The following is a 25927-nucleotide window of genomic DNA, read 5'->3' on the forward strand; positions in this document are numbered from 1 at the left end:
ATAAAGCTGCAGCCCCTAAGGCCGCAGCTTTGTATTATCTATCCGTTTACGGAGTAAACAGAGGCAAATGCGAAAGGTAAATAATATCGTCCCTGTCCGCGGCGTCGCCTTCTGCCAATATAGCCGCTTTCGCCGCCACCGTTCCTCCAGCCTTGACCACCAGTTGCTCGATCGCCCGGATCGATTCGCCGCTGCTGATCACGTCGTCGATGATCGCGATCCGCTTGCCGGCCATTTCCTCCGCATCCGCCCGGTCCAGACAAAGCGTTTGCTTCTTCTGCGTCGTGATCGAAACGACCTCGCCCACGAGCGGCGCATCCATATACGGCTTAACGCTTTTGCGGGCAACGATATATTTCTTCATATTTAACAATCTCGAAATTTCGAATATTAGCGGAATCCCTTTCGCCTCCGCCGTAATCAGCAAATCGACCGGCGGCAGCTTCTCCGCGAGGGCGGGCGCGGCGGCGCACACCATTTCCGTATCGCCCAAAATAACGAAGCTGGCGATAGCAAGCTCCCTGTTCACGGCGACGATCGGAAGTTCCCGCGTTATTCCGGCGACTTCAAGCGTATATGTTCGGGTCAATGGATAACACTCCTTGTCGTTCTGTAATCAAATTCGTCTCATCTGATTGTAACTTCAAACGGTTCGCGAAGTAAACCCGGATATTCGGTAATCGTGAAGGAAAGCGGCTGGACGTATTTCTCGTTCGGAATATACATATAGAAACGCTGCACTCCTTCCTCCAACTCCGCGGAACTGGCCGACCATGACACTTTCCCGAATTTCTCCTGCTCTTTAAACCGCCGTCCGGAACCGTCCGTAAATTCCGGCGCAAACGGAACATAGCCCTTCAGATCGCCGGACTCCACTCCTTTCATAACAAACTGCAGCATGACGATATCTTCGTCGATGGACTCCACTTTTTCCAATTGAATGCGTCCGTCGGGCGCTTTGATCATTTGTTTCGTCTCGGTATCGACAACCGCTTCAAGTTGCGATTTATCCAAAGCGCGCACAAACGCTCCTTGGACTTTCAGATGTTCGGGCATCGTAAAATAAGGGCTCTCGAAATCGAGCACTTGCCGATTCGTTCCAAGCTCCGCTCCCATTTCCCGCAATCGGGCGCCTGTCTCGTCAACCAATTCGATATCCCCGAAACCGAATATTTGCTGCTCGTTGGATTCGTCGAATTCCACCTCGATTTGCACGCGCGTCGGGTAAACGACAGCATGACGAAATGTGATTTTTTGTCCTTGCAAAGACACCGTCTCATTCAGCAGATATGTTTGCTTCATCGACTCGAATCGGGCGCGGTCGACGGTGAACGCGACTTCCCAGGAAATGGACCGGTCTACCTCCTCCAATCCTGCTTCAGACATACGGCCCGCACCGCTAAACCCCGGCGGCTCCAGTATCTCCTTCCGGGCCTCCGGTCGAAACTTCACGATCAATCGTTCCGGCAACTGCTGTCCCACCGGCAAACTAAAGTCGATATACCCGTTTTCCTTCGTTCGACCGCCGCGATGTTCGCGCAGGTTATTCGGATCGCTATACTTTGACACGTACTCCAAATCCCCGCCGTTCCCCGTATGCAACGACGGAACGAGTCGTTCCTCAAGACCTTCCGGACTTTGCAGCGTATAAAAAACGATCAGACGCGATTCGTCTGCGAGAATCCCGTCAACGGTAAACGAAACGCCATCATGTTCGTCCGTCACCCCGATCGGTTGAATCAAGTCGTTCTGCACCGCATTTTGCAGTCCGCGATCGCCGCTAAACCATTGCATCAATGTGCTCACGCCCGGCAGTTCGCTCACCAATGCCGCAAAGGCCGGCGATACGCTCATCGTAACCGGAACGAGCAGCAGCAACAGGCATGCAGCCGCCGTTCCCCATACAACCCGCAGCCGCTTCCGCTTCGATCGCCGCGCGCGGGCGATTCCGCTGCGAACATGGGCCTCAAATTTATGTTCCGGAACAGGAATCTCGGGTTCCATCTCTCTCGCTGCCGCCAACAAACGCTCTTCGTCCCGAAACGGAGCTTCCGTTTTCCGTCCACCTGTCCGCTCTTCGCTCTCGGGGTTCATTCGCTCTTTCCGTTCCAACATGGTTCGCCATCCACCTCCGTTCCCATCGTTCCGCGCAAGCTTCTTAACGCCTTGTTCAGCCAAGTTTTTACCGTGCCTTCGGGACGTTCTAGAATGCGGGCAATTTCTCCGATCGTCAAATCATGGTAATATTTTAACAAAATAATTTGCCGGTATTTCAGCTCCAACCGCTCGACGGCAAGTTCGATCCCGAGCCCGCTCAAATCCATCGCTGACGCGCGCTCATCCGGCAACGGTTCTAAAATCGGCAGCACCCTCCGCCGCCTCTTCTGTTCGTAGATGCAATAATTGATCAAAATGCGGATGAGCCATGTCGAGACATATTCCGGCCGCTTCAGTTTCCGCAACTGTTTGTAAGCGCGGTAAGTCATCTCCTGAATCGCTTCCAGCACATCGTCCTCATTCCGCAAATAACGATAGGCGATCCGGTATAAACGTTCCCTGTCGCTGTTGATCAGTTCGTAAAACGCTTCATCGTCTCCCCGCTGCGCCCGGCGCATCCATTCACTCCGATCCATTGTTTCCTCCCGCCATTCGTTCCACTTCCCCTTATTTTTGCATGGAGAGATGATCGCTCCAATCGTCCTCCTGAAACACTTTGCTTATATCTTTAGACTGCCGAGACGGCCAAACGGTTTTGGCGCACCATAAATATATCGGCAAAAATATGATATACGGCTCGTTCGGCATAATCCCTCGGGGTGCGATACTGTGTTAGCATAAAACTCGCAATCGATCGATCGCGCACCCTTTCGCTTAGAGGATTAGAGCTCATATTTCGATTTGTGTATGTATGTACATTTCATCGACAGCCTTTCACACTCCGCACCAATCAGGGTTTCTACGCCGTGCGAAAAAAGGACTCTCCAAAAGTCAATCGACTTTGGACAGTCCTGCAAGCAGCTACCCTTTCCAGTTCATTTTCACTTCTTTGACGCCGTCGACCTTCCAGATCCGTTCCAGCAAGTCCGGCATCACTTTGCCCCTCGAGGAATGCACCCGGAATTCGAGCGACACCTTTTTATTGTTCTCATCGTTCGTCTCGTCGACGACAATCATCTGCTCAACGGTCATATTCGCGTCCTTCAACATGCTCGTCAATTCATGCAGCTTGACCGGCCGATCGAATAGCGTAATTTTCAGCGTGCCGGACTTGCTGGAAAACAAAAACTTCGATTCGATTTTGCTAAGCACCATAATACTAAGCAGAATAATTACCGTCGTCACGATCGCGGGCAAATAAAATCCCGACCCGACGCTCAGCCCGATTCCGGCAACCAGCCATAATGTGGCTGCGGTCGTTAGTCCCGAAATCATATGATTGGATCGGCGCAGAATCGCGCCGGCCCCGAGAAACCCGATACCGCTGACGACCTGCGCCGACAACCGGGCCGGGTCGAATCTGGCGTTCGGGTGATTCAGCAATTCGGAACTGAATCCGTATATGGATGTCAGCATAATGAGCGCCGAGCCGAGGGAAACGAGCAAATGCGTTTTGAAGCCCGCTTGCTTATGCCTTCGCTCCCGCTCCCAACCGACAATCCCGCCCAATATTGCGGCGAGCACTAACCTAAAAATCATCGTACCGATATCCAACTCAATGACCGGCATCTACAGCCCTCCCTTTTTCCCGTGTACAAAAATAAAAAAACCCCAAGTGCATACGCGTGCCGAAACAACGCGCCGTCACTTAGGGGTTTCTCCATGTTCTTTCCCTTCCGACAACGATATTCACTTCATTTGCGAATCTTGCCAACGCCATAACTCCTTGCTTGATGTGGAAATACCGATTGCGCCGCTATTCAAGGCCGCTTTGAGATCGTCCAAATCTTTCATCAATCCTCCGGCGATCACAGGAACGTTCAGTTCCTCCTGGATTCGCCCCATAATTTGGCTGCAAACCATTCCCGGCAGCACTTCGATCGCATCCGGCTGCGAGCTCTTCGTCATTTTGATGCCGTTGTCCAGCGAGACCGAGTCGAAGACGAACAGGCGCTGAACCGTCATCAGTCCGCATTTTTTCGCTTCGGAAATGATGGAGCCTTTCGTCGTCACAATGCCGTCGATGCCGATATGCTCTGCCATAAAAACGACGCCCATCTTATCCTTGCCGATGCCTTCGAGCAAATCGAAATGAACGAACGACAGCTTGCCCGCGTCGCGTATTTGCTCCACAATCGAACCGATCGTAAAAATATCCGCCTTTAATATAAATACGATATTTGAAGTGGATTCCAGTATGCTCGGCAATTCATCCTTATTGACCAATGAGGTAATGACCGGTTTATGCTTCAATCCGTAAGCGAGACCGTGAATGCCCGCAGTATTTCCTCTCATTTTTTCACCTCTTAACGATATCGAAGACCGTATCCAATATATAATCGGGCTTCACCGCTGCGGATGCGACGTCTTCGTGCTGTGTAACCCCTGTCATAACTAGAGCGGTGTTCATGCCCGCTTGTTTTCCCATCAATACGTCCGTTTCGATTCGGTCCCCTACCATTAAGCAGTCTTTCGCTTCCAACTGCAAAATGTCCAACGCTGTAAGCGCCATCAAAACAGACGGCTTCCCGATAATCGTCTCCACCCTTTTCCCGGTCGTCCCTTCCACCGCGCCGATCATGCCGCCGCAATCCGGGACGTCTCCTTCCGGAACCGGACAAGTCCGATCGGGATTCGTGGCGATCGGAATCGCGCCTCGTTTGATCGCCTGGTAAGCGAAGTTCAAATGATCGTAATGAAATTGGCGATCCCATGACAGGACGACGATATCGGTATCCTCGGGCGTACTAGCGAAACGGATGCCGTTGCGCTTGAACTCTTCTTTAATCATGTCCTCGCCTATGACATAAACTTTAGCATTGTTATAATTGTCTTGTAAATAATGAATTGTGACAACAGTAGGGTTCAACAAATTGTCGAGCGTCACGTTAATCCCCATTTTATTCAGCTTGGTTACGTAATTTTCACGCGAATCGATCGTTTTGTTCGTTAGAAACAGCAATTTTTTGCCTGATTGCTGCAAACGGCGGATCGTCTCTACCGCGCCGTCAATCGCGTGATCGCCCAAATAAATCGTCCCATCCAAATCGAATATATATCCGGAAAAATGATCCACTTGTCCTCTACCTCTCTATGCCATATTAATCGAAGCTAAAAACCTGCAAATCGGAGGCGATCGAAATTTTCGCACGTTTCTCCTCCGGCAACTCCTCCAGCACTTCCTCGTAAGGCTCCCGATCCGTCACATGCACCAGCACGATGCGGTCGATATGGCCCATGTCGTAATAGCCGGCCACTCCCTGCAGGCTGCTGTGGAAAGGCAGCGGCTCCCGAGCCGTCGTCGCCTCGTGTACGAGCAGGTCGACGCGGGGAACTTCGTTGATCGATGCATTCAACATCGTATCCGCAGAGTATACGATCGTCCGATCCTTATAAGCGATTTTCAAACCGACGGTCGGCCCGGCATGCAAGCTCGGAAACGAGGAAATTGCGAGATCGCCCCCGCGGCAAATTTCCGCAGGCCGTTCCCAATCGAACGTATGAATGCGAATGTCGAACAAGATCGGCCACGTACCGGTTTGCAGCGCCTCGAGCCATCCGCGGAGCGTCGCTTCGCACGCCGAAGCGCAATAGATGTCAAGCGCCTCGGCGCGCCCGTCCATCCACATTCCCCATAGCAGCGAAGGAAGCCCATACACGTGATCGGTATGAAAATGAGTGAAAATAATGCGTTTGATCTCGCCCGTCGTTATATCGAGCTTCTTCAATTTGCCGAGCGGATTGCCGCCGACGTCGACCAACGTCGATCCGGATGCATCCCGAAACAGCAAATAGGTGTTGTCGCGATCGACGCCGCATGCCGCGCATGCCGTTCCCATCAAAATCAGTTCCATTTTCGTCACCTGCTTTGGTCGGTTACTTTATGCCGGAGTGCATGAAGCTCTCGACGAATTGTTTTTGAAAAAACAAAAATGCGATCAAGATCGGCAGCACAACCATGAGCGTCGCGGCCGTCACCGTGCCCCATTGCGCCCCGGTCTCGAACGATTGGGCGAAGATCGCGATTCCAACCGTTAACGGTCTCGTTTCCACCGAGTTGGTAATGACGAGCGGCCACATGAAATTGCTCCAGTGCGTACTGACGGAGATCAATCCGAAGGCGACATACGTCGGTTTCGCGGCAGGCAAATAAACATGCCATAACGTCTGCCACCATCTGCTGCCGTCGACTCTGGACGCTTCGTCGAGATCCATCGGTATTTGCTTGAACGTCTGTCTAAGCTGGAATACTCCAAATGCAGAAGCCCAGTAAGGAAGCATGATCGCCAGCTTCGTATCGACGAGCCCGAGTTCTTTCATAATCGTATAGTTCGGGAAAATCAAAATATCCGGCGGTATCATAATTTGCGTCAGGAACAATATAAACACGACGCCTTGCCCGATGAACGTCAGGCGGGCGAATGCGTATGCCGCGAGCGTCACCGTAAACAGCTGAACGGCCAAAATGCCGACGACGATAATAAGCGTATTAAAATAATATTGCGTAAAAGGAATCGTGTTCCACGCCTCGACGTAGTTGTCGAACGTCGGATTCGTTAAAAAGAACGGATTCGATTTAATGATCACTTCACTGGAAGGAGTGAAAGAAGTAAATGCCGTCCATACGAGCGGGACGAGGAAGACAATTCCTAACACGATGATGACAATGCGATTGACGATTCGATACATTCCTATTTCATCCCCTTCTAATAATGAATCCGTTTATCTAAATATGCGTAATTGAAAATCGATATGCCGAGCAGAATGACGAGCAGAATCACCGTAAGCACCGACGCTCTGCCCATATCCCAGAAGCTGAATGCGGTTTCATAGATATGAAATAACAGCAAATTGCTCGCATTATCGGGACCGCCCTTCGTCATAATGTACAGATGGTCCACCATTTTGAAAGAGTTTGTAATTGCGATAATCATGACGAATAAGGTGGTCGGCATTAATAGCGGAAACGTAATTTTGCGGAAAATTTGAAACGGCCGCGCCCCTTCGATTCGAACCGCCTCGTACACTTCCCCGGGCAAATTTTGCAAGCCTGCCAAATAAAAAATCATAAAAAATCCGGTTTCCTTCCAGATGATCATAAGAATCATGGCGACAAGCACCCAGTTCGGATCGCCGAGCCAGTTCGCGCCCGATATGCCGAAAAACCCTAAAAATTTGTCCAGCAATCCGTAGTCCGGCGTATAGATAAAAAGCCAAATGTTGGCGATCGCGATCATCGGTATAATGGTAGGGTAGAAGAAAGAGGCTCGAAGGAAGCTGTCCCCCTTCATTTTATTGTTGAGCCAAATCGCCATATATACCGCGAGAAAGATGCTGACCGGAACCGTTCCGATCGCTACGATCAGGTTGTTCCCGATTACTTTCCAAAAAATATTGTCCTGAAATACTTGTACGTACTGATCGAAGCCGACAAAGTTTTGAGCGTTCAAATTGGAAGAAAAGAAGCTTAAATAGATCGATTTCCCTACCGGATAAAACGTAAATAACGCCAAAAATATTAGGGAAGGCAGCAGTAAGGCGTAGGCGAAGCCGTTTTGTTTCCAATTGATTTTCCCTCGGTTGCCAATTGTTCGTTGAGTCAACCCAATCCCCCATTTCGATGTGTGTAGTAATATTAAATGCGAGTTCAAAAAGTCTTTGCAGCAAAACAAAGAAGCCAAGTGCATTATGATACGCTTCCTGTTATGGAAAGGAATCAAACATGCAACTGTGGCTTCTCATCGTCTCTAGCCGATTAAATGAAGTTGTTATTAATTCCACAGTTCAATCATGTTGATCGATAATCGCCGCTCTTTCTCTCGTTCCGAGCAAATTGTAAATCGCTTGCGCCGCTTCCGCCCGCGTGCTATGCGCAAGCGGTACGAACTGTTCGCGATCCCGCCCGTGCAGCAATCCGAGCGCATGCGCGGCGATAATATAGTCCAGCGCCCAAGCGCTCGTTTGATCCAAGTCAAGATAAGGAATCGGTTCCCCCGAGCCGGTCGCATCTTTGGAAATGCGCACATAGGCTTTTACAAGCAATGCGGCCATCTGTTCCCGTGTCACGAATTCGTCCGGGGCGAACGTACCGTCACCGTAGCCGGACGCGATTCCCGCTTGTTCCGCGACAGCGACCGCGCCGGCATACCATGCTTCCGCCGGCACATCGGAGAAGCTAGGGCTTCCTTCCGCCTGAAGTCCGATGGCGCGAACCAGCATCGCCGTTAATTCGGCGCGCGTCACAGCGCCGTTCGGGGCGAACTCGGCCGCATTCCTTCCGGCGACAACCTGCATCGCGCTTAATTGGCGCACCGCCGCAAACGCCCAATGATCGCTCCGTACGTCGGCGAATGTTTTATTGTATGCCAGCACCGCATACGTACCCGCTTCCTTCAATTCGGCCGTCAAAGTATGACCTGCCAATACGCCGCCGACGTAGGCCAGTTTCCCGTCGCTGCGAATTTGATATAACCCGACCGGAATGCCTTGCGGTAACGCGTCCGCCTCGATCTTCACGGTTAATCCGCCTTGGCCCGGCGGCTCAAACCGAAACGGTTCCGCAAGCGGCGTAAGCTCGGCTTGCGATGCTTGCGCAAATTGCTCTATCATTCGTTTCGCTTCCCGGAGCTTCGCCGGATCGAGCTTGCTCACGCCTTGCGAACTATTCAGTTCCGGCTCTTGCTCCTCCACAGGCGGCTTCGGTTGCTCCGGCGGCGGCGAATCAGGCGTCCGTCCGGACGACGACGTCGATGGCGACGGCGTGCCCGGAGAAGCGTCCCGGCGCAAATGTCTCGCTTCCACGGCCAAATCCGCCCATTCGGCGATTTTGCCGTTCGCATCCAGTCTGACGATGAACAGGCGATCCCCCGCCGCTGCGCGAATATTCGTCGCGCCGGTAAGCGAATCCTTATAGGCGGAAGGTTCGTCGCCTGCGTTCGGACGCGTCCGCGATCCCGCGCTTCCTTTGAAATATCGATAGCTCGAGCCGGATTGCAATCCCGTTACTCTTGTCGTCGAATTCCCGGTGCCCGGCGTTAATCCGAGCGAAAGAATGATCGGCGCCGGCGTTGGCGGTTCGGGCGGAGCATCCTTATCTGTCACCGTTAAAGCGATCGGATTCGAATAGATGCGCCAAACATCGTCCAGCAAAGCGGGATCCCCGTCCACCGGAGTTTGAAACGGCCGGAAATCATAATAGATTTGCAACATAGCCGTACCCGGCTTAAGGGCGGACGCCGTTTGGTCGTTCTGTACGGCAACGACGCCGTCATCGGATCCGATAACCCGGATGCCGCCGGATACCGGAATCGACGTTCCCGTTCTGGTCGTTACGCCCGCGGCGAACGTTTGCGGCGTAACCGATTCCCCTACTGCGATTCGGTATTGTTCCGCAACCGGCTGAACCGCGACGGGAACTTCTTTCATCCAATGAGCGTAATCGGTCAGTATGGTGGTCGCTCCTTTGCGGACCATTTGATTGATGCTGCTTTTCGTATTGTAGGTCGACGCGATCAGCGGGATCCCCCGATGCTTGGCATAGTTGATCCATTCCTGCGAATTCACCCCGGACATTTGGGACATGCCAAGCGATACATGCATCGCGGCCATTTTCTCCACATATTGCATCATCGTCTCTTGTTCCGTCGGCCCGCGGTCGGACGTAATCAGCGTAAGCCCGATGTCGGGGCTGAGCTCCGCAACCTTCTTCAGCAAATCGAGGCTGAAGCTGGTGACGTATACGTCCGCCGCCATATCATGCCGCAAGATGTGCTCCACCACCTGCTCCTCGATGCCGATTCCTTTCAACTCCAATTCCAGCACGACATTTTTACCTTTCGCAAACTCCAATACTTCGTCAAGCGTTGGCACTTTCGCGTCGGGATAACGATCGTAAGCTTCCTGCCAATCGGCGTTATCCGTCTTGTTCGCCTGAAGCAGCTTCAGTTGTTCCAGCGTCAAATCTCTGACTTTGCCCGATCCGTCGGTCGTACGGTCCACGCTAAAGTCATGCACAATGACGAGTTTGCCGTCTTTTGTTAGATGAATATCCAGCTCGATCAACTCGATGCCCGCTTCCACCGCCAGTTCGAAGGCCGGTATCGTGTTCTCGGGAGCCAGAGCGTTTAGGCCCCGATGCGCGACGATAAGCGGCGACTGGGAGATGCTGTTCTCGGCGTCATACTGCCGCAGCGCTTGAACGGCATCCGACGAATGCAGCGCTTCGATGCCGGCCGCGCCGAGCGCAATCAAGCGATGGGCGTCGAATTCCGTACCGGAGCCGTACCCCCAAACCGTGATAGTCCGATTGCGCAAATATTGCATCGATTCCTGCGTCAACGCGCGGTGGTCGATCAAGGCAATCATTCCCGTACTGCGCCGAACCGACAGGACAATCTGCTTCAACTGCTCCCGATTCAACTCGCGGTTATCGAACCGAACGGCTCCCCGGTATTCGGGCTGGAGCGCTCTCATCTTGCGCACGATGTTCCAGTCCGGCGAAACAATGATTACATCGGTTGCATTACGCCGTTCAAGCAGATCATGCACCGGCTGGATCAATCGGTTGTCGTCAAGTTCCAGCACGGGGATCGCCTTGTTATCGAGGAAATCCAGCGCCGCGGAAAGCTCCGTATTCCGATTCCTTGCAAACAAGGTGCCGCCTTCGTCCATGCTTACCGTCAACAGGAACGAAGGCACGTTCTGCGGCAACGGATTCGACAACTCGCTGCCCGCGTCGATCAAGGTCGGTCCCGCCACGAGAGCCGTAGCTGGCTCGCTCGCCTTCAGCACACTGTCTTTCAAACCGGGCTCCGGAATCAGATCAGGTCTTCCGTTCGGTCCGAACAGCAGCATGCCGGGCGTCGGGTTCGGTTGTTCCGTAAAATCGGCCGCGGTGCTCTTCGTGTCCCGTGCGTTGACACGCTCAAGGGAGTAGCCCTTCAGCATGACGCCGGCATGCGGCTTGATGCCGAGATACTTCCCTGCCTTATATACAACGGCATCGATAAGGTTTTTGTCCGCATCCAGAAGCAGCACTTCGTCGCCGTTATTTCCGAATTGCATGTTTCCGCAACCCCAGTCGCAATTCGGAATCATATCCGGAACGGACGGATCGGAACCGTCCAGTTCGAAATCGGCCTTCCTGCCGTAGAGCTCCTCAAAGCCCTTGGCGTTTTTCGCGATAACCAGCGCTTGGTACGGTTCGATCCAGGTTCCGTCCGGGAAGTTGAACATGCCTTCCGAGGAGGAAGATCCTTCGATTTCCTTATCCCCCAAATAGTACCCGCTTATATCCATCGTACGGTCCGAAATATTCGTCAGTTCCACATATTCGTACAACGGTTCGTCGTAATTCGGCGTATACATCACTTCCGTAATCAGCAGCGTATCGCTTACCGGGACGGGCAAGGGCCTATCCGGAAGCGAAGGCTTCTTCGCCGCGAAATCGGCCGACGGATCCCCCGTCATGCTTACCCGATGTATCGCATTGCCGTTGCCGTCGGCGATTGCCGTAATCGCCTTGTAGAAAATGCCGCGAAACACTTTGTCGACTTTATATGTAATAAAATCGACCGCATGATACTCCCTGTCCATCAGCAATATTTTGTCGCCGGAATTGCCAAGCTGAACGACGCCTTTGGACCAATCCGTCGCCATCATATCCGGCACGTCGGGATCGTCTTCCGGCCTGTATGCCCCGATCCATGGAAATTCAAAATCCGGTATGACGCCGTACGTTTGCTTAAACAGCTTGCCCGACTGGGCAATCACGATTTCCTGACCGGGCTCGATCGTCGTCCCCGGCGGGAAGGCGGCCATTCCTTCGCCGCTTCCCTGATTGACGCCGTCGCCGATCATGTATCCGCCAATATCGACCGGCATATCCTCATAGTTCTTGATGACGATATATTCCTTGCCGTCATCGGCGCTCGGCGCATCGTACATAAACTGGGAGATGAGCACTTTCGGCAGCGGATCGGCAGGCCCGTTCTCTTCCGGTGGCGTTACCGCCTGCGGCGGGATTTGCCAAGGAAACACTTCCCCCGGCGTGGCCGGCGCCTTGGTCCAATACTTCAGTTGATGAATATCGCCGTTCCGCGGAACTTGATAATGAACGCCAAGCCCGTCGGCAATATCCGAACCGGCAGCATAGGAAGCTTGAGAGACGGCAAGCCCTGTTTTTTTGTTAAAGACGGCTACGGCGCGATCGGCTGTATTGGAAAAACCTTCGGTACCGTTGATCCGAACTTCCGTCACTTGTTCGGAAGACAATTCCACGCCATGCAACTCGTTGAATTCCGCCAGCGTCTTCGCCTTCGGATTCACCCAGAACACATGCGCCGTTTGCGGCTCGATCGTTACGGGCGTAAAATGCTCGAACGTATTGTCGGACGTGCCTGCGCTTGGATAGCGATACATGATGTAATACTCGGCTTCCCCCAACAGCGCCGACTCCGCTCCGATGCGCAGCGGCACATCCGAATTGTTGTATATTTCGAAAAACTCGTAATCGTCCGTTCCCTTGTTGTTCGGGTGAAGCTCGGTAACGAATAATTCCGGCCCATACGCCGTTTCGGTAACTGACACGAAGCGATACCGATCTTCGTCGGGCGTATCCGTCTCGCCAAGCTGCTCCTTCCATTCCTCCTGCGCGGTTCCGTTATCCGTCTCATTATCTGCTTCACTCTCAGATTCGCTGCCAGATTCGCTATCCGAGCCGCTGCCTGTCTCCGCCGCCGATTCGGCCGCTTCTTGTCCGGATTGAACCTCTTCCGCATGGGCTGCGGGAATGACCGCAAACCGGTCAAACCCGAGCAACCCGGAAATCATAGACATCATTAACGCAAAAACGATAGGTTTGCAGACTTGGCGGAGCCTGTTATTCATTCCATTGCTCACTCCCTTGCGTTATGAGTTGCGGGATTACTTAAAGTTTTTCAAAATTTGGTCGGCTTGCTGCTGCGATTTCTGCAGCGCCTCTTTCGGGCTGATCGTGCCTAGCAGCGCGGCTTGAATGTTGTCGTTAAACAGTTTCGTAATTTGGCCGTTCTGGTAAGTCGACAATTCGCTGTCCGCATATTCCAATTGATCTCTCGCCACTTTCGCTTGCGGGAAATCTTCCACATATTTTTTGAGCAAATCCGTTTCGTAAGCCGCTTTCGTCGTGCCTACATATCCGGTATCGATCGACCATTGCGCAACACGCTCCGGCGTTGTCAAAAATTCGATGAATTTGATCGCCGCCTCTTTGTTCTCTTCCGGAATGTCCTTGAACACGTACAAGTTGCCGCCGCCTGTCGGCGAACCGAATTGTTTATTGGCCGGCAAGAAAGCTACGCCGAAATCGAAATTCGCGTCGTTTTTCACTTTCGTCAAGTTGCCTGTCGTATGGAACATCATCGCGGTTTTGCCGCTAATGAAATCGGAAGGTACGGTCGCCCATTCGATTGCGCCTTCCGGCATCACTTTATCTTTGCGGCCTAAATCGACATAAAACTGCAGCGCTTCTTCCACATGCGGCTTATCGAAATACACTTCTTTGCCGTCGTTCGACATAATGTTGTCGCCGTTTTGCAAAGACAGCGCTTGCAACATCCAATATTGATACCCGGTGCTCGGAATTTCAAGTCCCCATTGGGTTACTTTGCCTTGCGCGTCCTTGACGGTCAGCTGTTGCGCGAATTCTCTCAGTTCCGTCCAATTGGCGGGCGCTTTCTCGGGATCCAGGCCGGCTTGCTTAAACAATTCTTTGTTGTAGTACAACACGATCGTACTGCGTTGAAACGGGATGCTCCATACCGTATCTCCCGATTTGGTGTTGCCCATGAACGCTTCATAGAATCCGTCCAAATATTCCTTCGAAAACTTCGGCGTCAAATCTTCGATCGCATTCATCGAAATGAGCGTGTACAAATCGGTCGACAGCAACACGGCCAAGTCCGGCGAGTTTCCGCCCTGCACCGCGGTCGCAACCTTTGTCATCGTATCTTGATAGCTTCCGCCGTAAATCGGTTTGACTTTAATGTTTTCGTTTTCTTTCTGAAAATCTTCCGCCAATTTATCAATAATTTTCGTAATCGGTCCGCCAACGGCTACCGGAAAATAAAATTGAAGTTCCACCGGTTTGCCGCTATTGCCGCCGCCTTCTTTAGGTGCGCTCGATCCTCCTGTCGAATCTTGAGCGTTGTTGCTTTTTCCGCATGCGGACAGGATCATGACAAGAGCAATCATAAGAACAGCCAACTTTTTCATTCCGTTATTCCCCCTAATTGTTAATGATCTTTGCTTCCGAATATGTACCTGGCAGCCGCCTATTGCGGAAGCGTTTTCTTAATATTGCGGAATAATAAATGGAAATGCGGTTGGATAGAGAACATATTCCAGAAATATCCTCCTTTTCCTTATAAAAATAGAAAGAGCCCCCGTGCATAGAAACGCTTCCAAACTTTCGAAAGCGTTATTCATGCAAAGGGCCTCTCATCGTCTCTACCCAATGTTATAAATAACGAATTATTATATTATACTACATGCATGTCACATTTTTGACAAGGATTTTTCGTTAAAAATTCATAAAAAATATTAAATCGCGTTTTTGGCGTAAGAAAGCGCATTGACGAAGCGCTCGTACTGCAGTTCGGCCTCCTCGCCGCTCCAATGCAAAACCTCGGCCATATAAGCGACGACCGCGCGGCCCCACCGCTCCGCGCTGCGAATGTCGAAATTGACCGCGCTGGAACGCCGAATCAGAAAATCCGCCGGCGTGGCCACCATCTCTTCTTCGATGCCATAGTCCAAGGCGGCAAGCATCTCCACATCCGTTTCCAGCCGCTGCGCCGCCTCCCGTACTTTGGCGAATCGATCGAACACCAGCGGCGTATTGCTGCCGTACCGGTTCGCCAGGATGCGGGCGTTCCGCTCGCTTAGTCCGCGTTTGACGCCTTGTTCCGTACTATGGCGCAGAAATGCGTCGAATCCTTCCGGGAAGTTTCCCCCGGACAGCGTTATACGATCGGTCGTGCATCCGGGAAATGGCTTCCCCGTCGCCTCCGTCAGCTGTTTGGCGATTAAATCGACGATGCGTTCGGCCATCTTCCGATAGCCCGTTAATTTGCCCCCGGCAATAGTGACCAGGCCCGAGGGGGATATAAAAATCTCGTCTTTGCGCGACAATTCGGACGGGGACTTTCCGTCTTCGTGAATGAGCGGGCGCAGGCCGGCCCAACTCGATTCGACATCCTGCTCCCGCAAACGAAGCGAAGGGAACATGTCGTTGGCCGAATTCAGCAAATAGGTCAAATCTTCCTTGGTCATCCGCGGATGAACGAGATCGCCTTCATAGTTCGTATCGGTCGTACCGATATACGCCTTGCCGTCCCGCGGAATGGCGAACACCATCCGGCCGTCCGGCGTATCGAAATAAATCGCCTGCCGCAGCGGAAACCGGCTCTGGTCGACCACGATATGGACGCCTTTGGTCAGATGCAGGCGCTTCCCATGTTTCGAACGGTCCAATTCGCGCAACGTATCGACCCACGGCCCCGCCGCATTGACGATTTTCGCCGCTTTCACCTGTATTTCCTTGCCGCTCCATACATCGCGCACGACCGCGCCGCAAACAATGCCGTCTTCGTAAACGAAGCGCTCCGCTTTCGCATAATTGACGGCAAGGGCCCCCCGTTCCGCCGCCGCTTTCATAATTTCGATCGTCAGCCGCGCGTCGTCGGTGCGGTATTCCACGTAATACCCTCCGGCGAGCAGTTTATCGTCGCGCAGCAGCGGCTCCTTGGAGAGCGTCTGCTCTTTGTTCAACATTTTACGCCGTTCCGACCGTTTGACTCCGGCCAGCCAATCGTAAACGTACAGACCGATGGAAGTCGCGAATTTCCCGTAGGTTCCTCCTTTTACGATCGGCATCAGCATCCATTCGGGAGTAACGACATGCTGCGCGTTGCCGTGAACGATCGCCCTTTCGCGGCCTACTTCCCTAACGAGATTAATTTCCCCTTGTTTCAAATAACGGAGCCCGCCATGCACCAGTTTCGTGGAACGGCTGCTTGTTCCCGCCGCGAAATCCTGCATCTCGACCAGCGCCACCTTCAAGCCGCGAACGGCTCCATCGAGCGCGATGCCCGCTCCGGTAACTCCGCCTCCGATGACAAGCATATCGAACGTTTCTTGCTGCAACGAATCGAACAGACCTTCCCGCTCCAAACTTGAAAACTTTCGTCTCATCCTGCACTCCCCCTCCCGGAGAAAGCAAAAAGACCGCAACAACACCCTTGCCTCGATCAAGGATTTGTTTGCGGTCCTCTTCTTATTCTCCGACCATGTTATGAAGTTTTATATTGATTTTTTCAATATCGTAACGAAGTTTGAGGCAGATTTCAATAGTTGTTTGTGATTTTAATCATATTTTGCATAATTTTATCCCTTTCAAATGTAAATTTATCCTTGTATTTCCATATATATCGGTGGTTTATTAGAAATACGCAACAAATTTATGACAAGGAGGTGAACGATCCGCAGCGCAGAATGACGTATGAATGGATATCAAAAATATGAAGGAGGTTGATGACGACATGAATGTCATACGCAGAAAAATTCATTGTATTGCAGTAATCTTTGCGCTCTTGTTTCCCCTCATTCCTGTAAGCGCTTTCGCAATTGCTCCCTGGGCTCCAAACACTTCGTATCAAGTGAACGACGTGGTAACGTACGGCCAGCAGTCCTATAAATGCAGAATCGCCCATACTTCGCTGGTCGGCTGGGAGCCTCCCAATACGCCGGCTTTGTGGGAACTCCAATCCGGCGGCGGACCGGAACCCGAACCGGATACGGCGCCTCCTACCGCTCCGGGCAATCTCGTTTCTACCGAGATAAGACCTGACAGCGTCTCGCTCGGATGGAGCCCGTCGACGGATAACGTCGGCGTCGCGGGCTATGAAGTGTACCGCGATCAGACGCCGGCCGCGACCGTGGCCGGAACGAACGCAACGATAAGCGGACTGACGCCGAATACGTCCTATACGTTTACCGTTCGGGCGAAGGACGCCGCGGGCAATGTGTCCGTTCCCAGCGCTCCGCTTACGGTGACGACGGCCGACCCGGGCGGCGGACCGGGGCCTTCGCCGCTGCCGGGCAAGCTAGTGATCGGCTACTGGCATAATTTCAATAACGGTTCCACGACACTGAAGCTAAGGGACGTTTCGCCGCTCTACGATATGATTCACGTTGCCTTCGCCGAGACGGTCACCGACCGTTCCACCTTAACGTTTACGCCGTATAACGCGACGGTGAACGAATTCAAAGCCGACATCGATTATTTGCACAGCCAAGGCAAAAAGGTGCTCATCTCGATCGGAGGCCAGAACGGTTCGGTCGAACTGGCGAGTGCCGCGGACGTGCACAATTTCGTCGCTTCGCTGACGAATATTATCCAAACGTACGGCTTTGACGGCCTGGATATCGATTTGGAGGGCGGTTCCGTTTCCTTGGCCGGCGGAGATACCGATTTCCGCAATCCGACCACCCCGAAGATCGTCAACCTCATCAACGCCGTCAACCAGCTCAGCGCCAATATCGGCCCGGACTTTATGCTCACAATGGCGCCGGAAACGGCTTACGTGCAAGGCGGCCTTGTCGCGTACGGCGGACCGTGGGGAGCCTACCTGCCGGTCATTCACGCCTTGCGGGACAAGCTGAACTTCATTCATGTCCAGCATTACAATGCGGGAGGCAATGAAGGACTTGACGGACGCGTGTACAATCAAGGAACCGCCGACTTCCAAGTCGCGATGGCGGAAATGCTGCTGCACGGCTTCCCGATCGGCCGCAATCCGAATAACGTGTTCCCGCCGCTGCGCGAGGATCAGGTAGCCATCGGCTTGCCCGCGGTACCGAGTGCGGCCGGCGGCGGTTATACCGCTGCGGCGGACGTTCAAAAAGCGTTGAAATATATCGTTCAGGGAACGTCTTACGGAGGAACGTATCAATTGCAAAAACCTTCCGGTTATCCGAACTTCCGCGGAGTCATGACTTGGTCGATCAATTGGGACGCGACAAGCGGTTACGCCTTTGCCAATAATGTACGGTCCGCACTCCATTCGTTCGGCAGTTCGGCCTTGGATCAACTACAGTAACCCTGTCCATCTTCGGTTCAAGCAACCGGCGCCATGTTTGCATCCCGCCGCCGCATGCCAGCGGGGCGGGATGCCGTTTCCATGCTCCCTTCTACTTGACCATAGCGAGGGCCAAACCGTCGTAAGCCGGAAGCATGGCGCTTTGCAGCCGCTCGTCCTGCGCGATTTGTTCGTTAAAGCGGCGCACGGCCAAGACGGACGGGCCGTTCTTGTCCGGATTGACAGTGCGGCCGCGCAGCAATGTGTTGTCGGCCGCAATAACCGCGCCCGGATTGGCCAAGCGAATCGCCCATTCCAAATAATTCGGATAGTTCTCCTTATCCGCGTCGATAAAGAAAAAGTCGAACTTCGCCCCTTCCCGCTCCAACTGCGCCAGCGAGTCGAGGGCTTCGCCGATTCGATAAGAGACGCGGTCGCCGAAGCCCGCTTCGGTCAAATGCCGTTTCGCCACGGCGGCGTACCCCTCCTCCAGCTCCAATGAAACAAGCGATCCGCCTTCCGCTAATCCGCGGGCCAAGCATATGCCGCTATACCCGCCAAGCGCGCCGATCTCCAGCACTTGCCGCGCGCCCGACAGATTAACGAGCAGCGTTAACAGCCTGCCGTAATTCGGCGCGACCGAAATTTCCGGCATTCCAAGCTCGCGAATATTCGCCTTCACCCGTTCCAACACCGGATCCTCCGGATAGAGCGCATCCATATATTGTTCTTCGACCGTCATATATAACTCATCTCCTACATGTTTGTAACCTGGCTGAAATTCACCTATACTTGATTGTACCAGAAATCATTGTAACAGAAATCGCAAAGTGGAGTGAACCGATAGCATGAGCAAATTGGAATTGATCGCAACCGCGCCGATGGGACTCGAAGCGGTCGTTGCGCGCGAGTTGCGCGAACTGGGATATGAAGATGCGCAAACGGAAAACGGGCGCGTTATGTTTCGAGGGGATCTGATCGATATTTGCCGGGCCAACTTATGGCTCAGATCATCCGATCGCGTATTAATCAAAATGGGCATGTTCCCGGCGCGAACGTTCGACGAATTGTTCGAAGGGGTCAAGGCGCTGCCGTGGCCGGATTGGATTCCCGAGCACGGCGAATTCCCGGTGGAAGGCAAGTCTCATAAATCTCAGCTCAGCAGCGTGCCGGCCTGTCAGGGCATCGTCAAAAAAGCGGTCGTTGAGAAAATGAAGCAGCGCTATAAAACGGAATGGTTTCCCGAGAACGGGCCGCGTTATGTGATCGAAGTGTCGCTGCTGAACGATATGGCGCTGATAACGCTGGATACGACCGGTCCGGGGCTGCATAAACGCGGCTACCGGAAGCTCGTCACCGAAGCGCCGCTGAAGGAAACGATGGCGGCGGCGATGGTGCTGCTCAGCCGCTGGAACGCGCATCGTCCGCTATACGACCCGTTCTGCGGGTCGGGGACGATCGCAATCGAGGCCGCGATGATCGGCTGGAACATCGCGCCTGGCTTGCGGCGCGCGTTCAACGCCGAAGCGTGGCCGGCGGTGCCGGCCTCCCTGTGGCAGCAGGCCAGGGAGGAAGCTTACGATTTGCTGCGGGACGACGTGCCGCTGCAAATCGCAGCTTCCGACATCGACAGCGCAGCCGTCGATGTCGCGCTCGCCGCGGCGAAGGCCGCCGGCCTCGCCAAGGAAATCGACTTTCGCGTCCTGCCGGTCGCGAAAGCGCGGCCCGAGGGGGATTACGGATGCATCATCACGAATCCCCCTTACGGCGAACGGCTCGGCGACAGCGACCAAGCCGAGAAAGTGATTCGCCAGCTTGGCTTCACCGCCGCGCAGCTGCCGACATGGTCGGTGTTTGCGCTTAGCCCGGGCAAGCAGTTCGAGCACTACTTCGGCCGCAAAGCCGACAAGAGACGCAAATTGTACAATGGCAGAATCGAATGCCAGTACTATCAATATTTAGGCCCGCTTCCCCCGCGCCGTTCCTAATATGCCGGGGGGTTCCGAAGCGCATCGCCGGAGCCCCCCCTCCCCTTTCATCGCCATTCCGCTTACCCATGTAATGCCAATTAAGTTTTATGAAAACTTTGGATATAATGGGGAATATGGTGCAAGCGAACATTTTTTAAGGGAAAGGGCTTTTCATGATGTACTCATCGCTTCAAACCGCATACCGGGGCATTCGCCTGTCTTTGCAATGGATCGCACGAATCCGGTATATGGAATATTTTTTGTTTATCGCGATCATTTGCTATAAGCTGACTTTATTCGACCGATATACGAACATTCCTTACATGAGGATGGAATCGTCCGATTATTACGTTGCGATCGGCTCCATACTCGTTTGTTCATTTTGGGTCGTTTTTTTGCCGCAGCGCGGCAGGCTCGTCAGCTTGTTTCTGCTTAATGTTTTTATGTCGACGCTTATATATGCCGATCTGATTTATTACCGGTATTTCAAAGATTTCATTTCCGTGCCGGTATTGCTGCAAGCCGGCCAGGTCGGGTCGCTCGGAGACAGCATCGCATCGCTGCTGGCATGGAAAGATCTTTATTTCTTCGCCGATCTGGCGGTTCTGCTGCCGCTTCTCATTGCCGCTTGCGTCTCGATTGGCCGCCGCCGCAGACAAGCCGGCACGTTCCGTTTCTTCCAAAAGGCGGGGCGGGGCAAATTCGCGCTTCGATTCGGCGTAAGCATCGTTATTTTTCTTCTAGGTGTTTCGTTCATCTACTATCCGATTACAAAAGCGACTTCCACATGGGCAAAAGGGCTGTTCGAGGGCAATTGGTGGAACGTTTCCCTGTACAATGTGACCGGCTTGATCGGCTTTCACGGTTACGACCTGTACCGGTATGCCGACGAACATTGGCTGTCCAAGCCAGGCATATCGGAGGAGCGGACGGAGGAAATACGCGGGTGGTTCGCGGCAAACAAGCTACAGCCGCAGCCGATAAACGAGCTGTTCGGCGCTTATCGCAACAAGAACGTTATCGTCATTCAGGCGGAGGCGTTCCAAAATTTCGTCATCGGCCGGCAAATCGGCGGGAAAGAAATTACGCCGCATTTGAACGCATTGATCCGGGAAAGCATGTATTTCAGCAACTATTATCATCAGACCGGGCAAGGGCGCACGTCCGACGCCGAATTTGCATCCGCCGCCTCGCTTCATCCGCTGCCGACCGGATCGGTATTTACCCGGTATCCCGGCGGTACGTTCGATTCGCTGCCGCGCATCCTCAAGGAACAAGGATATGAAACCGGAGCCTATCATGCCTATGAGGCCAGCTTCTGGAATCGGTACAATATGTACGCAAACATCGGTTACGACCGCTTTTACAGCAAAAAAGATTTCAAGATCGACGAACCGCTCGGCTGGTCGCTGGCAGACGCGTCGTTTATGCGCCAATCGCTGGATTTCATGGATCAATCGCGGCAGCCCTTCTACTCGTTTCTGATTACATTATCGAGCCATCATCCGTATTCCCTGCCGCCGGAACGGCAGCTGCTGGACGTCGGGGAGCTGAAGGGTACGATGTTCGGCGATTATTTGCAGGCCGTGCATTATGTGGACGGCGCGGTCGGACAGCTGATCGCGCAAATGAAAGAACGAGGCTTATGGGATCAAACGATTTTCGTCTTTTACGGGGATCACGACAATTCCATTGCGGAAACGGAACCGCTCGAACGGTTGCTCGACCGGTCGTTGTCGGAGCTCGATCTCGAACAAATCATCAATCAGGTGCCGATGATCGTCCATTTGCCGGACGGCTCGCACGCGGGAACGTACGAGCAAGTCGGCGGCCAGTTGGATATGGCGCCGTCGCTCTTATACTTACTTGGCATTCCCCGAGAGTCCTATTACATGATGGGAAACAATCTGTTTGCCTCGGATCCGAAAACGGTCATTTTGCGCTCGGGCGCCGCAACGGACGGTGAGCGGTACTATAAACCGGCGGCGGACGGCAATTTCGAGCATGGAGCTTGCTACGATCTGACGACCCGCACGCAAACGGACGTCGCCGCTTGCCGGTCGATCGCCGACAAGGCGAAAGAAGAGCTGAATATTTCCGATCAAGTGATAATGCACAATCTTATTGCGCAATTTCGCCGGAAATGAACGCAGCAAAGCATGAGGAAACCGCCGGAGCGCATCGCTCCGGCGGTTTGTATTTATCCATTTCTCCCCTTGCGTAGGAAGGCTGGAACCCATATTGTACAATATACAACATCTCGCTTACTATCCATACGTCCATCACGCCATTGTTGTAGTTTCTACAACATTTTGGCGTGAAATCGGGCCTTTTTGCTATCCTATTCGCGATCTTGTTGTACGATTTACAACATAATAACCCATTTCTCCTTTTTAACGGCTCGTATGTTGTATTCCTTACAACCTGTACAACCCCGTATCAAGAAAATGATCTGATGGATACTTATAGCCTTATTTTTTGGTAAACAAAATGCCGATCGTCTGCGGCCCGCAATGGCTCGAAATGACGCAGCCCGCATCGGATACGAGCACTTCGCGCGCGCCCGTCTTTTCTATAAGCGTTTGGCGCAGCGCTTCCGCGTCTTCCCCCGCCATCGAATGCGTGACGAAGATAATATCGCCGTCCATCTCTTCCTTCCGGGCGAGCGCATTGTCCAGCAGTTGCTGCAGCGCTTTGTCGCGTTTCCCGCGAATTTTGCTCGCCGGCGTCATTTTACCGTCGCTGACTTTAATGACAGGGCGGATTTTCAGCAGGCTTCCAATCAAGTTCTGCAAGCCCGAGCAGCGCCCTCCCTTATATAAAAATTCCAGCGTATCGATCACAAATTCGGTCTCTACCTTGCCGCGCACATCCTGCAGCATCCGCTCGATCTCCGCCACGCTCCGGCCGGCCTCCGCGGCGTGTACGGCTTTCATGACCTGCAGCCCGATGCCTGTAGACAAATTGAGCGAATCGAACACGGTAACCCGCCCTTCCGGAAATTCCCCGGCGGCGATCAGCGCATTCTGGCAGGTGGAGGATAAATGCGACGAAATGCCGATATAGAGAATATCGTCGCCCTGTTCGATAAACGGGGCGAACGCCTCGATAAAATCGCCCGGCGAAGGCGCGGACGTTTTCGGCAGCTCGCCCTTGGCGCGAACTTCGGCGTACAGCTGATCCGTATGGAGATCGACCCCGTCGCGATAAGCCTTCTCGCCGAACGAAACATACAGCGGCACGATGCCGATTTGATGCCGTTCGATAAGCTGCGGCGGCAAATCGCATGTGCTGTCGGAAAAAATTTTAATCCTTCCCATAATACACCTCGATATTAGACTTGGCCCAACCTATTGTTCGTCGAATTGGTTCGGATTCGTGCCAACGCGTTCCCCGGTATTCATCCCGTTGATCGCTTCCATATCTTCCGCCGCAAGCTCAAAATCGAATATGTCGGCATTTTGCGCGATCCGTCCGGGATTGACCGATTTCGGAATCGTTACGACTCCGTTCTGCAAGTCCCAACGCAATATCACTTGCGAGACCGATTTGCCGTATTTCGCGGCAATGTCTGCAAGCAGCGGATGATCGAGCAGTTTGCCTTGCATCAGCGGACTCCAAGCTTCCATCTGGATGCCGTGATCGTTGCAAAAGCGCAGCAGTTCGGTTTGAGCGAGACGCGGATGGTATTCAACCTGATCGACCGCAGGCACGATTTCGCCGTCCGCCATAATCGCCTGCAGATGATGTTCGTGAAAATTGCTTACGCCGATCGCACGGACATAGCCTTCTTTATATAGCTTTTGCAATGCCTTCCACGTATCTATGTACTTGCCTTTGACCGGCCAATGAATCAAGTACAAATCAACGTAGTCGAGCCGCAGTTTTTGCCTGCTTTCTTCAAACGCCCGCAAAGTGGATTCATAACCTTGATGCTCGTTCCAAACTTTTGTCGTAATGAACAATTGATCGCGCGGAATTCCGCATTCGGCGACCGCTTCCCCGACGCCCGTTTCATTCCCGTATACCGCTGCCGTATCAATGCTGCGGTATCCCAGTTCAATTGCGGTTCTAACAGCCTGCCGAACTTCGTCCCCATCTTTCGCCTTCCAGACGCCCAATCCGAACCAAGGCATCAGCACTCCGTTGTTCAAGCGGGTGCAATCTGAAATATGTTGCGGCATTTCGATCAGTCCTCCCATAGTTTGGTAGATTGTTATAAATCTATGAATATCATACCATATCATTCACGGCAATCCCAAGAAACGCGCCGTGTAGCCGCTAAAGGTTGCTGTCAAAAAAAGACCGCATGCAAACTTCGTTTGCACTGGTCTTCATCGGTGTTACTGTTGCTCGTCGGTCACGGACCGGAGTCTCTCTTGTTCGGTTTGAAGCATTTGTTGAACGAGTTGGACAGGCTGCAGGTTGTCGCCCGCATCGATCTGGGCAACGGCGTTCTCCGCATGTTCCAGCGCGTTCTGCGCTTGCGCTACCGTTTGCTCGTTCGGGTGGGACAGCGCCTGGGATATCGCGTTGCGCGCCCTGTCGACGGAATTTTGCGCTTGCGAGACCGGATTTTGCGATTGCAGCGACGAATCTTCGTTTCTTGCCATTGAACTACCTCCTTGCATCTCCTAATTCGAATGGTTCAAGATTAGGATAAGCAAACGAAGGTACAATTATCCCGCTGCAGCCGTAAAGTTCGACCGGCGTCAGCATCGCTTTATTGCTTCACGTACTGGCTCGCCTTCTCGATCGCTTCGTCTTCCGTCGGCGCGGTAACGTACCGGCCGTTGATGAATATAAATACCCGTTTGTTGCACGGGCCGCAATACGACTTGCATCCGATCTTAATTTCGGCGTCGGGCGCCAATTGCTTTAATTTAGGCAGGATAGATTTCATTTTAATATGTTTGCATTTATCGCATATGCGAATATCGTTAGCCATAACGGATCCTTCCCTTGTTTGTCGTTGCATGCGTTCGCTTCCCAAGCGAACGCGGGGTTCGCGGTCGGCTCGGCTTCCTTAATGGTCGCCGTGATTCCCTTTGGACGGATTGGTAATGACAAACCCTTCTTGCGGAAAATATAAATAATCGATTTTTACGCCGTCAAGCATCGGTTCGTCCTTCGCCAATATGACGTCGATTTCCTTATCGGTAGAAACGACAACATCGTTGTCCGTAGGTTTGTCCAAATCGAGGCCGTAATGCGCATGGTCGCCGTGAGCGTGCGTGACAACGACGCGCAGCTTCAGCTCTGCGTTCTCCTCTTTTTCCAGTTCCCGCTTGATCACTTTCGCGGCGTTGCGCGTTATTTTGCATTTCATGAATGCCATCTCCTATTTTATCGAAGTTCGTTAAGATTGCTTGTTATCCTCTTCTTATTGTAAAAGAACGCTTCCGCTAAAGCAACAGGATTACAGGAGACCGGCATATTTGCGTTCCACGTAATCGACGAACCAGTGCATGGCAAACAAGGTGACGCCTATATCGTCAATCGGAAGCAGCGGCAAGACATCGGGAAGCACCCAATAGAGCAGAACGGGGATGGAAAATAACAATTTATCGTAAACCGACACTTGTTTCGAGAAAATCAGTTTCGGCATCCGTTTCAGCACATGCGCCCAGCGGCGCAGCGACCACCAGCTTCTTTTCATCGTATCCGCCCCTTATGGCAAAT

The 25927-nt window shown here is 52.9% G+C and carries 21 protein-coding genes and 2 pseudogenes; 4 read left to right on the forward strand and 19 right to left on the reverse strand.

The window, feature by feature from the left end; genetic code table 11:
- Positions 1 to 46: 46 nt before the first annotated feature.
- From LQ229_RS00415 to LQ229_RS00470, 12 genes are all read right to left on the reverse strand, one after another.
- Positions 47 to 589: a phosphoribosyltransferase family protein gene (locus LQ229_RS00415; RefSeq protein WP_216539480.1), complete on the reverse strand. Its 543-nt coding sequence runs from the start codon at positions 587 to 589 to the stop codon at positions 47 to 49.
- A gap of 38 nt (positions 590 to 627) precedes the next feature.
- Positions 628 to 2115 carry a DUF4179 domain-containing protein gene (locus tag LQ229_RS00420; protein WP_216539479.1) on the reverse strand — a complete coding sequence of 496 codons (1488 nt, stop codon included), beginning with the start codon at positions 2113 to 2115 and terminating at the stop codon, positions 628 to 630.
- Positions 2091 to 2633 (reverse strand): sigma-70 family RNA polymerase sigma factor, encoded by a 543-nt coding sequence (locus LQ229_RS00425; RefSeq protein WP_230190668.1) that lies wholly within the window; start codon positions 2631 to 2633, stop codon positions 2091 to 2093. Before LQ229_RS00425 ends, LQ229_RS00420 begins: the two co-directional genes overlap by 25 nt.
- A 385-nt stretch (positions 2634 to 3018) precedes the next feature.
- Positions 3019 to 3726 carry an MgtC/SapB family protein gene (locus tag LQ229_RS00430; protein ID WP_216539476.1) on the reverse strand — a complete coding sequence of 236 codons (708 nt, stop codon included), beginning with the start codon at positions 3724 to 3726 and terminating at the stop codon, positions 3019 to 3021.
- 120 nt (positions 3727 to 3846) lie between these two features.
- Complete coding sequence (locus LQ229_RS00435) at positions 3847 to 4452, reverse strand: glycerol-3-phosphate responsive antiterminator (RefSeq protein ID WP_216539474.1); 606 nt, start codon at positions 4450 to 4452, stop codon at positions 3847 to 3849.
- Positions 4453 to 4456: 4 nt separating this feature from the next.
- Entirely contained in the window at positions 4457 to 5233 is a 777-nt protein-coding gene (locus tag LQ229_RS00440; RefSeq protein ID WP_216539473.1) for an HAD-IIA family hydrolase, read from the reverse strand.
- Positions 5234 to 5258: 25 nt separating this feature from the next.
- Positions 5259 to 6011 (reverse strand): MBL fold metallo-hydrolase, encoded by a 753-nt coding sequence (locus LQ229_RS00445; RefSeq protein ID WP_230190669.1) that lies wholly within the window; start codon positions 6009 to 6011, stop codon positions 5259 to 5261.
- A 22-nt stretch (positions 6012 to 6033) separates the two neighbouring features.
- The gene (locus LQ229_RS00450; RefSeq protein ID WP_216539469.1) at positions 6034 to 6846 is read right to left on the reverse strand and encodes a carbohydrate ABC transporter permease; all 813 of its coding nucleotides are present in this window, start codon (positions 6844 to 6846) and stop codon (positions 6034 to 6036) included.
- A 17-nt stretch (positions 6847 to 6863) separates the two neighbouring features.
- Entirely contained in the window at positions 6864 to 7760 is an 897-nt protein-coding gene (locus LQ229_RS00455) for a sugar ABC transporter permease (RefSeq protein WP_230190670.1), read from the reverse strand.
- 181 nt (positions 7761 to 7941) lie between these two features.
- Positions 7942 to 13044, reverse strand: a complete 5103-nt coding sequence (locus LQ229_RS00460) for a glycerophosphodiester phosphodiesterase family protein (protein WP_230190671.1) — start codon at positions 13042 to 13044, stop codon at positions 7942 to 7944.
- A 36-nt stretch (positions 13045 to 13080) separates the two neighbouring features.
- Positions 13081 to 14409, reverse strand: coding sequence for an ABC transporter substrate-binding protein (locus LQ229_RS00465; protein WP_216539463.1), 1329 nt, complete (start codon positions 14407 to 14409; stop codon positions 13081 to 13083).
- 327 nt (positions 14410 to 14736) lie between these two features.
- Positions 14737 to 16389, reverse strand: a complete 1653-nt coding sequence (locus tag LQ229_RS00470) for an FAD-dependent oxidoreductase (protein WP_216539462.1) — start codon at positions 16387 to 16389, stop codon at positions 14737 to 14739.
- Between the two features lie 347 nt (positions 16390 to 16736).
- Here LQ229_RS00470 and LQ229_RS27230 point away from each other — a divergent pair.
- Positions 16737 to 17204, forward strand: a pseudogene (locus LQ229_RS27230) (carbohydrate-binding protein); the annotation flags it as partial.
- A gap of 93 nt (positions 17205 to 17297) precedes the next feature.
- A pseudogene (locus LQ229_RS27235) lies at positions 17298 to 18296 on the forward strand (chitinase); the annotation flags it as partial.
- Between the two features lie 91 nt (positions 18297 to 18387).
- On the opposite strand, the gene LQ229_RS00480 reads toward LQ229_RS27235, so the two are convergent.
- Positions 18388 to 19017, reverse strand: coding sequence for an O-methyltransferase (locus LQ229_RS00480; protein ID WP_216539460.1), 630 nt, complete (start codon positions 19015 to 19017; stop codon positions 18388 to 18390).
- A 106-nt stretch (positions 19018 to 19123) separates the two neighbouring features.
- Here LQ229_RS00480 and LQ229_RS00485 point away from each other — a divergent pair, with 106 nt between their 5' ends.
- Positions 19124 to 20263, forward strand: coding sequence for a class I SAM-dependent RNA methyltransferase (locus LQ229_RS00485; protein ID WP_216539459.1), 1140 nt, complete (start codon positions 19124 to 19126; stop codon positions 20261 to 20263).
- A gap of 155 nt (positions 20264 to 20418) precedes the next feature.
- Positions 20419 to 22392 (forward strand): LTA synthase family protein, encoded by a 1974-nt coding sequence (locus LQ229_RS00490; RefSeq protein ID WP_356709101.1) that lies wholly within the window; start codon positions 20419 to 20421, stop codon positions 22390 to 22392.
- A 324-nt stretch (positions 22393 to 22716) separates the two neighbouring features.
- On the opposite strand, the gene LQ229_RS00495 is transcribed toward LQ229_RS00490, so the two are convergent.
- From LQ229_RS00495 to LQ229_RS00520, 6 genes are all read right to left on the reverse strand, one after another.
- The gene (locus LQ229_RS00495; RefSeq protein ID WP_216539457.1) at positions 22717 to 23565 is read right to left on the reverse strand and encodes a DegV family protein; all 849 of its coding nucleotides are present in this window, start codon (positions 23563 to 23565) and stop codon (positions 22717 to 22719) included.
- A gap of 30 nt (positions 23566 to 23595) precedes the next feature.
- Positions 23596 to 24429, reverse strand: coding sequence for an aldo/keto reductase (locus LQ229_RS00500; protein ID WP_216539455.1), 834 nt, complete (start codon positions 24427 to 24429; stop codon positions 23596 to 23598).
- A gap of 159 nt (positions 24430 to 24588) precedes the next feature.
- Positions 24589 to 24858, reverse strand: a complete 270-nt coding sequence (locus tag LQ229_RS00505) for a hypothetical protein (RefSeq protein ID WP_216539453.1) — start codon at positions 24856 to 24858, stop codon at positions 24589 to 24591.
- Positions 24859 to 24968: 110 nt separating this feature from the next.
- Entirely contained in the window at positions 24969 to 25193 is a 225-nt protein-coding gene (locus tag LQ229_RS00510) for a DUF1450 domain-containing protein (protein ID WP_216539484.1), read from the reverse strand.
- A gap of 78 nt (positions 25194 to 25271) precedes the next feature.
- On the reverse strand, positions 25272 to 25574 hold the full coding sequence (locus LQ229_RS00515; RefSeq protein WP_216539451.1) for an iron-sulfur cluster assembly accessory protein: 303 nt from the start codon (positions 25572 to 25574) through the stop codon (positions 25272 to 25274).
- 90 nt (positions 25575 to 25664) lie between these two features.
- Entirely contained in the window at positions 25665 to 25904 is a 240-nt protein-coding gene (locus LQ229_RS00520) for a hypothetical protein (RefSeq protein WP_230190673.1), read from the reverse strand.
- Between the last annotated feature and the right edge of the window lie 23 nt (positions 25905 to 25927).

This window comes from Paenibacillus sp. CECT 9249 (assembly GCF_918697855.1).
GTDB lineage: Bacteria > Bacillota > Bacilli > Paenibacillales > Paenibacillaceae > MSJ-34.

What these genes read in the sequence shown, in the direction of transcription:
- LQ229_RS00445 (WP_230190669.1), bottom strand. Translation starts at nt 6,011, where the DNA reads ATGGAACTGATTTTGATGGGAACGGCATGCGCGGCATGCGGCGTCGAT.
- LQ229_RS00490 (WP_356709101.1), top strand. Translation starts at nt 20,419, where the DNA reads ATGATGTACTCATCGCTTCAAACCGCATACCGGGGCATTCGCCTGTCT.
- LQ229_RS00500 (WP_216539455.1), bottom strand. Translation starts at nt 24,429, where the DNA reads ATGCCGCAACATATTTCAGATTGCACCCGCTTGAACAACGGAGTGCTG.
- LQ229_RS00470 (WP_216539462.1), bottom strand. Translation starts at nt 16,389, where the DNA reads ATGAGACGAAAGTTTTCAAGTTTGGAGCGGGAAGGTCTGTTCGATTCG.
- LQ229_RS00520 (WP_230190673.1), bottom strand. Translation starts at nt 25,904, where the DNA reads ATGAAAAGAAGCTGGTGGTCGCTGCGCCGCTGGGCGCATGTGCTGAAA.
- LQ229_RS00425 (WP_230190668.1), bottom strand. Translation starts at nt 2,633, where the DNA reads ATGGATCGGAGTGAATGGATGCGCCGGGCGCAGCGGGGAGACGATGAA.
- LQ229_RS00495 (WP_216539457.1), bottom strand. Translation starts at nt 23,565, where the DNA reads ATGGGAAGGATTAAAATTTTTTCCGACAGCACATGCGATTTGCCGCCG.
- LQ229_RS00510 (WP_216539484.1), bottom strand. Translation starts at nt 25,193, where the DNA reads ATGGCTAACGATATTCGCATATGCGATAAATGCAAACATATTAAAATG.
- LQ229_RS00430 (WP_216539476.1), bottom strand. Translation starts at nt 3,726, where the DNA reads ATGCCGGTCATTGAGTTGGATATCGGTACGATGATTTTTAGGTTAGTG.
- LQ229_RS00480 (WP_216539460.1), bottom strand. Translation starts at nt 19,017, where the DNA reads ATGACGGTCGAAGAACAATATATGGATGCGCTCTATCCGGAGGATCCG.
- LQ229_RS00460 (WP_230190671.1), bottom strand. Translation starts at nt 13,044, where the DNA reads ATGAATAACAGGCTCCGCCAAGTCTGCAAACCTATCGTTTTTGCGTTA.
- LQ229_RS00515 (WP_216539451.1), bottom strand. Translation starts at nt 25,574, where the DNA reads ATGAAATGCAAAATAACGCGCAACGCCGCGAAAGTGATCAAGCGGGAA.
- LQ229_RS00435 (WP_216539474.1), bottom strand. Translation starts at nt 4,452, where the DNA reads ATGAGAGGAAATACTGCGGGCATTCACGGTCTCGCTTACGGATTGAAG.
- LQ229_RS00505 (WP_216539453.1), bottom strand. Translation starts at nt 24,858, where the DNA reads ATGGCAAGAAACGAAGATTCGTCGCTGCAATCGCAAAATCCGGTCTCG.
- LQ229_RS00420 (WP_216539479.1), bottom strand. Translation starts at nt 2,115, where the DNA reads ATGTTGGAACGGAAAGAGCGAATGAACCCCGAGAGCGAAGAGCGGACA.
- LQ229_RS00450 (WP_216539469.1), bottom strand. Translation starts at nt 6,846, where the DNA reads ATGTATCGAATCGTCAATCGCATTGTCATCATCGTGTTAGGAATTGTC.
- LQ229_RS00465 (WP_216539463.1), bottom strand. Translation starts at nt 14,409, where the DNA reads ATGAAAAAGTTGGCTGTTCTTATGATTGCTCTTGTCATGATCCTGTCC.
- LQ229_RS00485 (WP_216539459.1), top strand. Translation starts at nt 19,124, where the DNA reads ATGAGCAAATTGGAATTGATCGCAACCGCGCCGATGGGACTCGAAGCG.